The sequence below is a fragment of the Streptomyces sp. NPDC045968 genome, assembly GCF_056430475.1.
This window is the reverse complement of the sequence record NZ_JBWKLF010000002.1, coordinates 584,843-597,524: the sequence shown is the minus strand read 5'-3', so window position 1 is coordinate 597,524 and position 12,682 is coordinate 584,843. Positions and strand designations below refer to the sequence as shown.

The following is a 12,682-nucleotide window of genomic DNA, read 5'->3' as shown; positions in this document are numbered from 1 at the left end:
TCCGGTGCTACCGCGCCGTGAACGCGGCCCGCAGCTCCTCCTTCAGCGAGCGCTGGAACGCGGTCACCAGGGCCTGCACCACCATCGGCTGCATGTGCGCCGAGAGCGACTTCATCGCCGCGACATGCTCCGGATCGGACTCCCGCTCCCGGTACGGGCCCCACACCTCGTCCCGGAACAGCCGGGTCAGCTCCTGCGCCGCCGAGCGGGTGTGCTCCAGCAGGACCGTGCGCGCGGCAAGGATCGTCTCGTGCGCGATCGGTACGTCCAGGAGCTCCACGCCGAGCCGGAGCAGCCCCGGATCGACCCGGAAACCGTCGCTGCCCGCCTCGGGCCGCTCCAGCACGGCCATCGCCTCCAGCAGACCGAGATCCGGCTCGGTGAGCGCCCGCCCCGCGCGCCGCTCCAGCTCGGCCCGTGTCATGTCCTCGGCCTTGTCCGGAGCCCAGGACGCCACCAGCGCCCGGTGGATCGCCAGATCGCGCGCACTCAGATCGGGCGGCAGCTGCTCCAGATACCGCTCGATCGCGGCCAGCGTCATGCCCTGGTGCTGGAGCTCCTCGATCAGGGCCAGCCGCGCGAGGTGGTCGCGCCCGTAGTGCCCGACCCTGCGCGGCCCGATCACCGGGGGCGGCAGCAGCCCCCGGGTGCTGTAGAAACGCACGGTGCGGACAGTGACCCCGGCGCGCGCCGCAAGCTCGTCGACGGTGAGCGTCGGCTCCTCGGTCCCGGTCGCCATGTCTGCTCCTCGCTGCTCTCGCTCGTACTGCCGGGTAGTGCATGACCTGCGCACCATGGGTTCAACAGTATTGCTGTCTCACCACTGTTGTGAAAGTGCGCGGCGGTATCGGCGGCCGCGGGGCGTGTCCGTCACGGTGCACGACCACGACTGACGGACCCGGCGTACGCCATCTGGTGTCCGGATGTCTCCATATCCATGTGTCGACCTGGCTATCGTGGAGGGGAACAGGGGCGGATCGGGGGAGGGCCCATGGCGCGACGGAGTACGAACGAGGCACTGCTCGCCCGCGCGCTCACGGAGACGCCGCCGTCCGACGCCCTGAGCGAGCAGATACTCGACGCGGCGCGTGAGCAGTTCATGACCCACGGGGTCCGGCGTACGACCGTCGACAGGATTGCCGGACACGCCAGGGTTTCCCGGCTCACCGTGCTCCGGCGGATCGGCGGCAGGGACGATCTGCTGGCAGCCTGTCTGCTGCGCGAGTACCGCCGCTTCGTCGTGGACGTGGACGAGGTGGTCGCGGCCCTGCCCACCCGGGAGGAACGGCTCGTCGAAGGCTTCGTCGCCGTCCTGCGGCACGTCCGCGAACACCCGCTCGTCGCCGGGCTGTTGCGGATCGAGCCGGAGACCGTGCTGCCCCTCCTCACCGCGGAGGACGGCCCCGTCCTGCTCGCCCTGCGCGGATACCTGGCCGACCGGCTGAGCCACGCCGAGTGTGCGCGGGGGCGGCCGGAGGCGGACACCGAGCCTGCCGCCGAGCTGGCGGTGCGGATCATCGTCTCCTTCCTGCTCAACCCGGCCGGCTCCTTCGCGCTCGACGACGACGAGCAGCTCAGGCTCCTCGCGCACCGCTGTCTGGTGCCCCTCCTGGCCGGCTGAGGGGCGGCCCCCCCCCCGGGCCCCGCCCCTCAGCGCACCGGACCGCCCGTGATCGCATACTGGAACACATCCGGGCCGGTCACGGGACCGCACGCCCGCCGATCGCCGGGAGCCCCCGCATGGACCGCGCAGCATCCGAGGCGCCGGACGAGGACGTGGCCCCCGCGCCGCCCCCGCCCGGCGGAGTGCTGTGGAGCCTGACCGGCGACATCCGCTCCCTGCTGATACTGCCCGCCGCCCTCACCCTCCAGGTCGCCCACCCGGCGGTCGGCGCGGGCGTCGACGAGCACTCCGTCTTCCGCACGGACCCGTGGGGACGCGGCGAGCGGTCCCTGCGTTCGCTCCAGCTCTGGGTGTACGGCGGGGACGCGGCGGCCGAGGAAGGACGCCGGCTCCGCGGACTGCACCGGACCATCCAGGGGACCGACACCCGTGGCCGCCGCTACCACGCCCTGACGCCCGCGAACTACGCCTGGGTCCACGCCACCGGATTCCCGGTGTACCGGCACGCGGCGCGCTACCTGGTCCGCCCGATGAGCGAGGCGCAGGAGCGGGCCCTCTACCGCGAATGGCTTCAGGTGGGCCGGATACTCGGCATCCACGACCGGGACATGCCGCAGACGGTCGAGGAGTTCTGGCCGTACTACCGCAGGATGCTGGCCCAGGAGATCGAGGCGACCGCCGTCGTCCGTGAACTGGTGGCCACCGACGCGGCCGTCCCCCCGCCGGACCGCGGCCCGCTGCCCGTACGGCTCCTGCTCCGGGCGCTGTGGCCGGTACTGCTGCCGCCCCTGGCCCGGTTCCGCGGCTTCGTCACCGTGGGGCTCATGCCGCCCGACGCCCGTGCGGCGATCGGACTGGAGTGGACCCCGCGGGACGAGCGGAGGCTGCGTCACTTCTGCGGAGTCGTCAGGACGGTGGTCCCCGTGCTTCCGGAGCGACTGCGTTATCTGCCCCTCGCCCGCAGGGCACGGGCGGCGCACCGGCGGGCCGGGCCGTCCCTGGCCGGCAGCTGACACGCTTCACCGGTCCGTCGCCGGATGATCGCCCCCTGTTGCACAGCAGTTGACCGAGGTACCTTCCGCACACGCTGATACGTGGGCGGGCACCGTCGTGCCCGCCGCACCGCATCCCGGGAGGCAGCCGCAGATGACCCCTCGCATCGCCCGTGCACTCCGCAGCACCCGAGCCCCAGGCGTTCCCCGCGGGCGCCGCGCCGGCCTGCGCGGCCTCGCCCTGACCGTCGCCGCGGCGGCGCTCGCCGTGCCGTTCGCCACCGTCCCCGCCGAGGCCGCGCACTCCGCGCCCCGTACCGGATTCGAGACGAGCAACGGGGCCCGCTGGACCGGGCAGCCGGAGGAGCAGGAGTTCCTCGCGGCGGTCGACCGGGCGAGTGACCGTGTCGCGGTCGAACGGATCGGCACGACGAAGGAGGGCCGCCCTCTCCAGCTGGTCCGCATCGGCGCCCACCGGCCGGCCGCCCACACGATGCTGCTGATCTGCAGTCAGCACGGCAACGAACCGTCCGGCCGCGAGGCATGTCTGTCCACCGTCCGGGATCTCGCCTTCGCCAGGGACCGGGCCACCAGCACGTTCCTCGCCCGTACGCATGTGCTGGTGCTGCCCACCGCCAACCCCGACGGACGGGCGGCGAACACCCGGGGCAACGCGGACGGCGTGGACATCAACCGTGACCACATCGCGCTCCAGACGGCCGAAGGCCGTGCCATGGCCGCTGTCATCCGTGACCAACGGCCGGACGTGATCTACGACTTGCACGAGTACGGGGCCACCCCGCCGTACTACGACAAGGACCTCTTCGTCCTCTGGCCCCGCAACCTCAACGTCCACGACGGGGTGCACGACGCCTCGCAGACCCTGTCCGACCGGTACGTCAGGCCGGTGGCGGGGGAGTCGGGCTACAGCAGCGGCATCTACGGAATCTGGACCGACCCGGTCACCGGAGACCCCATCAAGCAGACCGCGGGCGACGGGCAGGAACGTATCCTGCGCAACGCCTCGGGCATCAAACACGCGGTGGGTCTGCTCATCGAGTCCCGTGTCGACGCGCTCTCCGCCGCCGAGAAGGCCGACCAGGCACTCAACCACCGGCGCAGGGTCGAGTCCCAGCAGGCCGCGCTCGACGGCCTGTTCGCCTTCGACGACGAGCAGCGCGGCCGGATCGAGGCCGCCACCGGGGCGTCCCGCGTGGCGGGCTTCTCCGACCGGGGCCCCGTCCACCTCTCCGGCGCGGACAACGACCCCGCCGAGCCGGACGAGATCCTCACGGACCCGCCCTGCGGCTACCGGCTCACCGCCGCCCAGTACGCCGACGTGGGGGACGAACTGGCCCTTCACGGGGTCACCTCACGGCGCGACGGTGACGGAGCGTACGTACCGCTGAGGCAGTCGGCACGTCAGCTCGTACCCCTGCTCCTCGACGAGCGAGCGGCATATCACCTCACAAACGGGCAAGCCGTTACGGCTTGTTGATCCCGGAAGATACCGGCCCCATGTGGTACTGCCTACGGAGAGCGATTTTTCGGACTCCGTGAAAGGTGCCATTTGTGTCGCAGGACGATCAGAGAACGGATGGGCGGGGGGAGCTGTCGGTCACGGCCGACCTCCCCGCCGAACCGCACCACGGCCGGCGTCCCGAGACGGACCGGGTGGTCTTCGGAGTCACAGCGGTATTCACTCTCGCCTTCGTGGTCTGGGGTGCCACGGCCACGGACTCGCTGGAGAGCGTCTCCAGCACTCTGCTCAACGGACTGATCCACAACGGCGGCTGGGCCTTCATGCTCGCGGCGTCCGGCTTCGTCGTCTTCGCGCTCTGGCTCGCGATCAGCCGGTACGGGAAGATCTCGCTCGGGCAGGAGGGCGAGGAACCCGAATTCCGTACCGTCTCCTGGGTCGCGATGATGTTCAGCGCCGGCATGGGTATCGGTCTGATGTTCTACGGGGTGAGCGAGCCGCTTGCCCATTTCATCAATCCGCCGCCCGGTACCCACCCCGTCGACGACGCCGAAGCGATGCAGACGGCGATGGCCACCACCCTCTTCCACTGGACGCTGCACCCCTGGGCGATCTACGCGGTGGTCGGCCTGGCCATCGCGTACAGCACCTACCGGCGGCGCAGGCGTCAGACGATCAGCGCGGTCTTCGAACCGCTCATCGGCGAGCGGCGCGCCCACGGAGGGGCGGGCCGCGTCATCGACATCCTCGCCATCTTCGCCACGCTCTTCGGCTCCGCCGCCTCGCTGGGTCTCGGCACCCTCCAGATCGGCAGTGGGTTCCAGGAACTGAACTGGATGGAGAAGACGGGCACGGGCCTGCTCGTCGCGATCATCGCCGTGCTGACGGTCGCCTTCGTCGCCTCGGCCGTCTCCGGCGTCGAGAAGGGCATTCAGTGGCTGTCCAACATCAACATGGTGCTGGCGCTGATTCTCGCCGTCTTCGTCTTCATCGCGGGCCCCACGATCATCGTGCTCGACCTGCTGCCCACCTCGATCGGCGCGTACTTCGGTGATCTCGCCCAGCTCGCCGGCCGTACCGAGGCCACCGGCGAGGGGGAAGTGGCCGACTGGCTCGCGAGCTGGACGGTCTTCTACTGGGCCTGGTGGATCTCCTGGACGCCCTTCGTCGGCATGTTCATCGCCAGGATCAGCCGCGGCCGGACCATCCGTCAGTTCGTGGGCGGCGTGATCCTCGTGCCCAGCACCGTCAGCCTGGTCTGGTTCGCGGTCTTCGGCGGTTCGGCGATCAGACTCCAGGAAGCCGACAGGCTCGGCTCCGCGGACACCCCGGAGGCCCAGCTCTTCGGTGTGCTCCAGGAGTTCCCCATCGCCACCGTGATGAGCATTCTGGTGATGGTCCTGGTCGGCATCTTCTTCGTCTCCGGGGCCGACGCCGCGTCCATCGTGATGGGCACGCTCTCCCAGAAGGGCGTACTCGAACCCGCCACCTGGGTCGTCGTCTTCTGGGGCGTCGTCACCGGCGCGGTGGCCGCCATCATGCTGCTCATCGGCAACGGAAAGGGCGACGCGCTGGCCGGACTCCAGAACCTCACCATCCTGGTCGCCGCACCGTTCACCCTCGTCATGCTCGGCATGTGCGTCGCCCTGATGCGGGACCTGCGACAGGACCCGATGATCGTGCGGCAGGAGTTCGGTGTCGAGGCGGTCGAATCGGCGGTCATCGAGGGCCACGCGAAGTACGACGGCGACTTCGAGATCCGGATCGGCCCCGGCACCAGCTCCATCACCACGGAGCGCATGAGCAAGGCCGCCAAGGCCGACACGGCGGACGAGCCCGACCCCGGTCCGGACGCCTGACAGCGGACACGGGGGCGGCCCGGGCAGACCGGGAGGGGGTCCGGCCCGCGCGCCGGATACGGGTCTGGCTCGGCACGCCGGACCCGGACCCGACCCGGCGCTCCGGGGTACGCCGAGACGCGGAGGCGGCCCCGGCACGCCCCCCGTGGTGTCTCAGCCCGCCAGCCGGGCCGCCTCCCGCGCGCACCCCCAGGCGACCGTCACCCCGGCGCCCCCGTGCCCGTAGTTGTGCACGAGGCGCCCACCGCCCGGCAGCGGCCCGGCCGCGATCCGTACCCCGGCGTCCCTGGCCGGCCGCAGCCCCACCCGGTGCCCGATGATCCGGGCCCCCGCTATCTCCGGCCTGACCCGGGCGCAGCGCGCCACGATCTCCTCGGCCGTACGGGCATCGGGTTCCGTGCGCGCGTCGTCCACCTCGGCCGTGCCACCGAGCACGAGCCCGCCGGGCTGCGGAAAGAAGTACGTCGTCGCGCTCGACGCCGGGTCCGCCTCCGTGAACCACTCGTCGATCCCCGGGTTCTCCACCACGGTCAGCTGGCCGCGCACCGGCCGGACCCCGGCATCTGGAACCAGCTCGCGCGCCCCCAGGCCCGTGCAGTTCACGACCGTCGGCGCCTCGGCCGCCGCCTCGTCGAAGCCCGTCGCCGTACGCCGCTCGACCACACCCCCGGCCGCCGCCAGGCGCCGCTCCAGCCAGCCCAGATGCACCGGCATGTCGAGGAGCGGCAGCGTCACCCGCAGCCCGTCCGCCACCTCGGCCGCGTCCCGGAGCTGCCGGGCCCACGGCCCGAGCCCGGCGAACCGCTCGCCCCGGTGCACCCCCGCGACCAGCCGTACACCCGTCTCCCCGGGCGTGGCGGCCAGTTCCTCGTACACCCGCAGCGTCGCCAGAGCCCACTCCCCGACCAGCGCTTCGGGCTCGATCCGGTACGGCCACCACAGGGCGCCGGCCACCGCTGACGTCGTCGACGCAGCCGGTTCCCGCGCCCAGACCCGGACCCGGCGGCCGGACTCCGCGAGCACCACCGCGGTGGTCAGCCCGATCACCCCGCTCCCCACCACGATCACGTCCGCCATCGCTGTCACCCCTGCCGCTCCGGTTCCGACCGCACTCCTGGCTGGACGCTAACGGATCACCCCGCAATCCGGCCGGGCTGGTCCGGCCTTCCCGGAGGCCGATTAGGATCGTGCCCTGATGACTGCCACTCTCGTCGCCAAGGATCTCGCCGCCGGACACGGCGACCGCACTCTCTTCGCAGGGCTCGACCTCGTCGTAGCGCCCGGCGACGTGATCGGTCTCGTCGGAGTCAACGGCGCCGGAAAATCGTCCCTGCTCCGCCTCCTCGCCGGGCTCGACCGCCCCGAGGAGGGCGAGCTGCGCCTCTCCCCGCCCACCGCCACCGTCGGACACCTCCCGCAGGAGCCCGAGCGGCGCCCGGAGGAGACCGTGCGGGCGTTCCTCGCCCGCCGGACCGGGGTCGCCGACGCCCAGGAAGCGATGGACGCCGCGACCCAGGCCCTCGTCGACGGAGCGCCGGGCGCGGACGACGCGTACTCCGAGACGCTGGAGCGCTGGCTGTCCCTCGGCGGCGCCGACCTGGACGAACGGGCCGAGGAGGTGGCCGCCGACCTCGGCCTGACCGTCGGCCTGGACCTCCCGATGACGGCGCTCTCCGGCGGCCAGGCCGCCCGCGCCGGACTCGCCTCGCTCCTGCTGTCCCGGTACGACATCTTCCTGCTGGACGAGCCCACCAACGACCTGGACCTGGACGGTCTGGAACGCCTTGAGCGCTATGTGGCAGGTCTGCGCGTGGGCACGGTCGTCATCAGCCACGACCGTGAGTTCCTGATGCGTACGGTCACCAAGGTCCTGGAGCTGGACCTGGCCCAGCAGGAGATCAACCTCTACGGCGGCGGCTACGCGGCCTATCTGGAGGAGCGCGACCGTGCCCGCCGGCACGCCCGCGAGGAGTTCGACGAGTACGCCGACAAGCGCTCCGCCCTGGAGAACCGCGCCCAGACGCAGCGCTCCTGGATGGACAAGGGTGTCAAGAACGCCCGCCGCAAGGCCACCGACAACGACAAGATCGGCCGCAAGTTCCGCAGCGAGTCGAGTGAGAAGCAGGCCGCCAAGGCCCGGCAGACACAGCGCATGATCGAGCGTCTCGACGTCGTCGATGAGCCGCGCAAGGAGTGGGAACTCCGGATGGAGATCGCTTCCGCCCCGCGCTCCGGCTCGGTCGTCGCCTCGCTCCGGGACGCCGAGGTCGTACGTGGCGACTTCGCGTTCGGCCCGGCCACGCTGCAGATCGACTGGGCGGACCGGGTCGCCATCACCGGAGCCAACGGAGCGGGCAAGTCGACCCTGCTCGCCGCCCTGCTCGGCAGGCTCCCGCTCGACTCGGGGCATGCCACGCTCGGCTCGGGTGTGGTCGTCGGCGAGGTCGACCAGGCCCGTCGGCTGTTCCATGGTTCGGAGAGCCTGCTCGACGCGTTCTGCGCGGCCGTGCCCGACACCGAACCCGCCGAAGTCCGCACCCTGCTCGCCAAGTTCGGCCTCCGCGCCGACCATGTGACGCGCCCCGCGACGACCCTCTCCCCGGGCGAGCGCACCCGCGCGGCGCTCGCCCTCCTCCAGGGCAAGGGCGTCAACCTCCTGGTGCTCGACGAGCCGACGAACCACCTGGACCTGCCGGCGATCGAACAGCTGGAGTCGGCGCTCGACTCCTACACGGGCACGCTGCTGCTGGTCACACACGACCGACGGATGCTGGAGGCGGTCCACACGACGCGCCGCCTGGAGGTGGCGAACGGCAAGGTGACGGAGCTCTGACACCGGCTGGGGCGGGGAGGGGACAGCCCGCGCGGCGGCCGCCCCCACCCGCGCCACCCCCTACCGCTTCTTCCCGCCCCCCTGCTTCGGGTCCACCAGCCCCGCCCGCCGCAGCGCATCCGCCATCGCACTGTTCCCCGGCGCTGCGGCCGGCGCCTGGCGCGCACCGCCGCCACCGCCACCGCCCCCACGCCGGTCACGCCCCTGACCGCTCGGAGCTCCCTGGCCGCCACCGCGCTGGTCACCGCTCTGGCCACCCGCACCGCCCTGACGAGGCCGAGGCGGCCTGCCCGCCCGTGCCCCGCGCTCACCGCTCTCGTTCTGCTCCCGCTTCCGGCCGCCGTCCTGCCCAGGCTGGCCCGCGGACACCGCCTCGTCGTCCAGCCGCAGCGTCAACGAGATCCGCTTGCGCGGAATGTCGACGTCCATGACCTTGACCTTCACGACGTCACCCGGCTTCACGACATCCCGCGGGTCCTTCACGAAGGTCCTGGACATCGCCGAGACGTGCACCAGACCGTCCTGGTGCACACCGATGTCCACGAACGCCCCGAACGCCGCCACGTTCGTGACGACTCCCTCCAGCACCATCCCGGACGCCAGATCGCCGATCTTCTCGACGCCCTCCTTGAAGGTGGCCGTCTTGAACGCTGGACGCGGGTCACGGCCCGGCTTCTCCAGCTCCTTCAGGATGTCCGTGACCGTCGGCAGACCGAACTTCTCGTTCACGAAGTCATCGGCGCGCAGCGTCCGCAGCACTCCCGCGTTGCCGATCAGCGACGCCACCTCGCTGCCCGTCGTCTTCACCATCGCCCGCACCACCGGGTACGCCTCCGGGTGCACGCTCGACGCGTCCAGCGGGTCGTCCCCGCCCCGGATGCGGAGGAAGCCCGCGCACTGCTCGTACGCCTTCGGCCCCAGCCGCGCCACATCCTTCAGCGCCCGGCGCGAACGGAACGGCCCATGCGTGTCGCGGTGCGCGACGATGTTCTCCGCGAGGCCCGAGCCGATGCCGGACACCCGTGAGAGCAGCGGCGCGGAAGCGGTGTTGACGTCGACGCCGACCCCGTTCACACAGTCCTCGACGACCGCGTCCAGCGAGCGCGACAGCTTCACCTCGGACAGGTCGTGCTGGTACTGGCCGACCCCGATCGACTTCGGGTCGATCTTCACCAGCTCGGCCAGCGGGTCCTGGAGACGCCGGGCGATCGAGACCGCGCCGCGCAACGACACGTCCATGTCGGGGAGTTCCTGCGAGGCGAAGGCCGACGCCGAGTACACCGAAGCGCCGGCCTCCGAGACCATCACCTTGGTGAGCTTCAACTCCGGGTGCTTTTCGCACAGTTCACCGGCGAGCTTGTCCGTCTCGCGGGACGCCGTGCCGTTGCCGATCGCGATCAGATCGACGGAGTGGGTCCTCGCCAGCCGCTCCAGCTTGGCCAGCGACTCGTCCCACTTGTTGGCGGGGACATGCGGGTAGATGACATCGGTCGCCACCACCTTGCCGGTCGCGTCGACGACGGCGACCTTCACGCCCGTACGGAAACCGGGGTCGAGCCCCAGCGTCGCCCGGGTCCCGGCCGGCGCGGCGAGCAGCAGATCGCGCAGGTTCGACGCGAAGACGCGTACCGCCTCGTCCTCCGCCGCCGTCCGCAGCCGCAGCCGCAGATCGATCCCGAGGTGGACCAGGATCCGGGTCCGCCAGGCCCAGCGCACCGTGTCGCCGAGCCACTTGTCGCCCGGACGCCCGCGGTCGTTGACCCCGAAACGCCGGGCGATCATGTTCTCGTACGCCGAGGGTCCCGGCCGCTCCGCGGCCTCCGGCTCCTCCGGCTCCAGGACGAGATCGAGCACGTCCTCCTTCTCGCCCCGCAGCATGGCCAGCACCCGGTGCGAGGGCAGCGCGGTGAACGGCTCGGCGAAGTCGAAGTAATCGGCGAACTTCGCGCCCGCCTCCTCCTTGCCGTCCCGGACCTTCGCCGTCAGCCGGCCGCGCGACCACATGCGCTCGCGCAGCTCACCCGTGAGGTCGGCGTCCTCGGAGAACCGTTCGGCGAGGATGGCGCGGGCGCCGTCCAGCGCCGCCGCCCCGTCCGCCACGCCCTTCTCCGCGTCGACGAAGGCGGCAGCCGCCACGAGCGGATCGGCCGACGGGTCGCCGAGCAGCCCGTCCGCCAGCGGGCCGAGGCCCGCCTCGCGGGCGATCTGCGCCTTCGTCCGCCGCTTCGGCTTGAACGGGAGGTAGATGTCCTCCAGGCGCGCCTTGGTGTCGGCCGCCCGGATCTGTGCCTCCAGCGCCTCGTCGAGCTTGCCCTGCTCGCGTACGGATTCGAGGACCGCCGCACGACGGTCCTCCAGCTCCCGCAGATACCGCAGCCGTTCCTCGAGCGTGCGCAGCTGCGCGTCGTCGAGCATTTCGGTGGCTTCCTTGCGGTAGCGCGCGATGAACGGCACGGTCGACCCGCCGTCGAGCAGCTCGACGGCCGCCCTCACCTGACGCTCACGTACGCCGAGTTCCTCGGCGATCCTGCCTTCGATGGACGTCGTCACGGTTTTCCCGACTCGCCTTCTCGTACTGGCTGTGCTGGCCGTGGGCCACGCGGTGATCCACAGCCGGGGTGGTCCCCTTCGCCTGCATTGTGCCGGGTGGCCGGGTGCCGTGTCGCGTGACCTCGTCGGATGCCGTGCCGCGGACCGTTCGCTCAGGCGCGCCGGGTCCGGCCGCCGCGCGACGCGCCGCCGAAGAGCTTGGCCACCAGCCGGAAGGGGAGCGTCACCACGGTGGCCACGGCGGAGCCGATGGTGCGGAAGATGTCTGCGATCGTGCGCATGGTGTTCTCCTTCGTCGCGGTGTGCTGTGTGCTCGTGCGTTCTCCGCCTGACCCCGACCGCGGCTCGTAAACGTCCCTGGCTCAGCCCTTGCCCACGAGCTCGTCCGGGAAGGCTCCGGCGGATGCCGCCGCGAACAGGTAGCCGCGCCCGAGCTCGGTCAGCCGCTCGACACCCTCCGCGCCCAGGTGTTCGTACGGAGCGGCGTCCATCCGGTCCGTCGCCTCCTCAAGGCCGGCCCGCAGTGCCACGCCCGCCTCCGTCAACTCGCCCTCGGCGTCCAGGAGTCCGCGTGCGCGCAGCCGTCCGGCCGCCGCCTCCCAGTCGGCGCGGCGCCAGCCGCGGGTGGCGAGAATCCAGCGCGGCGCCATGCCCTTGCCGGTCGCGGTGTGGCTGACCATGGCTTCGACCGGGTCCAGGCCTGCGGAGACGAGCGCCGCGAGATGGGCGTCGCCGCGGTGTTCGCGCAGGAGGGTCGCGGCGTGCCAGTACGCCAGGTGCGGCTCGTCAGGGACGGGGAGATCGGCGTGCGCGGCGTACAGCGGCCGGGCGTGGCGGGTGCAGCCCTCGGTGGCGCGCAGCGCCAGCTGTGCGGCCTCGGCCAGCTCGGCCGAGGCGATCGTCTCCTCGCCGAGCAGCCGGCGGAGCGTCGAGTCGGCCGCCCGCAGCCGGGCGTCCAGCACCGCCTGCGGGGAGGCGACGGACCACACGGCGGGCAGATGGCGTGCCACCAGCTCGTGGTTGAAGTTGTAGAAGGTCGCGCTGACGGTGCCCGCTCCGACGGCGCCCATCGCGGCGCTGCGCGCGGCGAAGTAGGCGGCATTGGAGTCGTCGATGCCCAGCCCGCCCATCTCCTTCCCGAGGTCGGGGGAGAAGTAGACCGTGGAGTGCAGCGGGTTGAGGGCGTTGTGGCAGCGGCGTCCGGCGCGGGGAGGCAGAGTACTCATGCCCCGCAGGTTACCGACTGGTCGGTACGTCGGGGAAGCGGGGTGACGAGGATTTCGCGTGGCAGGAAAGGTGGGGTACTCGTCATTGCGGCCATCGGACCGGCCGCCCAGGATGGCG

General features: G+C 71.7%; 10 protein-coding genes. 5 read left to right on the top strand and 5 right to left on the bottom strand.

Features of this window, described 5'->3' with window-relative positions:
* Positions 1–7: 7 nt before the first annotated feature.
* Positions 8–739 (bottom strand): MerR family transcriptional regulator, encoded by a 732-nt coding sequence (locus AC07FA_RS08300; protein ID WP_479073961.1) that lies wholly within the window; start codon positions 737–739, stop codon positions 8–10.
* 252 nt (positions 740–991) lie between these two features.
* Here AC07FA_RS08300 and AC07FA_RS08295 point away from each other — a divergent pair, with 252 nt between their 5' ends.
* From AC07FA_RS08295 to AC07FA_RS08280, 4 genes are all read left to right on the top strand, one after another.
* Entirely contained in the window at positions 992–1,621 is a 630-nt protein-coding gene (locus AC07FA_RS08295; protein ID WP_479073960.1) for a TetR/AcrR family transcriptional regulator, read from the top strand.
* A 119-nt stretch (positions 1,622–1,740) separates the two neighbouring features.
* Positions 1,741–2,637 carry an oxygenase MpaB family protein gene (locus AC07FA_RS08290; RefSeq protein WP_479073958.1) on the top strand — a complete coding sequence of 299 codons (897 nt, stop codon included), beginning with the start codon at positions 1,741–1,743 and terminating at the stop codon, positions 2,635–2,637.
* Between the two features lie 133 nt (positions 2,638–2,770).
* A complete protein-coding gene (locus AC07FA_RS08285) occupies positions 2,771–4,114 on the top strand; it encodes a M14 family metallopeptidase (protein ID WP_479073957.1) in 1,344 nt (447 codons plus the stop codon).
* 74 nt (positions 4,115–4,188) lie between these two features.
* Positions 4,189–5,955, top strand: coding sequence for a BCCT family transporter (locus AC07FA_RS08280; protein WP_479073956.1), 1,767 nt, complete (start codon positions 4,189–4,191; stop codon positions 5,953–5,955).
* Positions 5,956–6,108: 153 nt separating this feature from the next.
* Here AC07FA_RS08280 and AC07FA_RS08275 read toward each other — a convergent pair whose 3' ends face one another.
* The gene (locus AC07FA_RS08275; protein ID WP_479073954.1) at positions 6,109–7,041 is read right to left on the bottom strand and encodes an NAD(P)/FAD-dependent oxidoreductase; all 933 of its coding nucleotides are present in this window, start codon (positions 7,039–7,041) and stop codon (positions 6,109–6,111) included.
* Positions 7,042–7,150: 109 nt separating this feature from the next.
* On the opposite strand from AC07FA_RS08275, the gene AC07FA_RS08270 reads away from it, so the two are divergent.
* A complete protein-coding gene (locus AC07FA_RS08270; protein ID WP_479073953.1) occupies positions 7,151–8,788 on the top strand; it encodes an ABC-F family ATP-binding cassette domain-containing protein in 1,638 nt (545 codons plus the stop codon).
* A 60-nt stretch (positions 8,789–8,848) separates the two neighbouring features.
* Here AC07FA_RS08270 and AC07FA_RS08265 read toward each other — a convergent pair whose 3' ends face one another.
* The 3 genes from AC07FA_RS08265 to AC07FA_RS08255 all read right to left on the bottom strand — a co-directional run bounded on the left by AC07FA_RS08265 (position 8,849) and on the right by AC07FA_RS08255 (position 12,564).
* Positions 8,849–11,338 (bottom strand): Tex family protein, encoded by a 2,490-nt coding sequence (locus AC07FA_RS08265; protein ID WP_479073951.1) that lies wholly within the window; start codon positions 11,336–11,338, stop codon positions 8,849–8,851.
* A 152-nt stretch (positions 11,339–11,490) separates the two neighbouring features.
* Complete coding sequence (locus AC07FA_RS08260) at positions 11,491–11,619, bottom strand: LPFR motif small protein (protein WP_362838937.1); 129 nt, start codon at positions 11,617–11,619, stop codon at positions 11,491–11,493.
* Positions 11,620–11,700: 81 nt separating this feature from the next.
* Entirely contained in the window at positions 11,701–12,564 is an 864-nt protein-coding gene (locus AC07FA_RS08255; protein ID WP_479073950.1) for an SCO6745 family protein, read from the bottom strand.
* Between the last annotated feature and the right edge of the window lie 118 nt (positions 12,565–12,682).

Coding starts and splice junctions, on each gene's coding strand:
- AC07FA_RS08300 (WP_479073961.1), bottom strand. CDS start 739: ATGGCGACCGGGACCGAGGAGCCGACGCTCACCGTCGACGAGCTTGCG.
- AC07FA_RS08295 (WP_479073960.1), top strand. CDS start 992: ATGGCGCGACGGAGTACGAACGAGGCACTGCTCGCCCGCGCGCTCACG.
- AC07FA_RS08290 (WP_479073958.1), top strand. CDS start 1,741: ATGGACCGCGCAGCATCCGAGGCGCCGGACGAGGACGTGGCCCCCGCG.
- AC07FA_RS08285 (WP_479073957.1), top strand. CDS start 2,771: ATGACCCCTCGCATCGCCCGTGCACTCCGCAGCACCCGAGCCCCAGGC.
- AC07FA_RS08270 (WP_479073953.1), top strand. CDS start 7,151: ATGACTGCCACTCTCGTCGCCAAGGATCTCGCCGCCGGACACGGCGAC.
- AC07FA_RS08260 (WP_362838937.1), bottom strand. CDS start 11,619: ATGCGCACGATCGCAGACATCTTCCGCACCATCGGCTCCGCCGTGGCC.
- AC07FA_RS08255 (WP_479073950.1), bottom strand. CDS start 12,564: ATGAGTACTCTGCCTCCCCGCGCCGGACGCCGCTGCCACAACGCCCTC.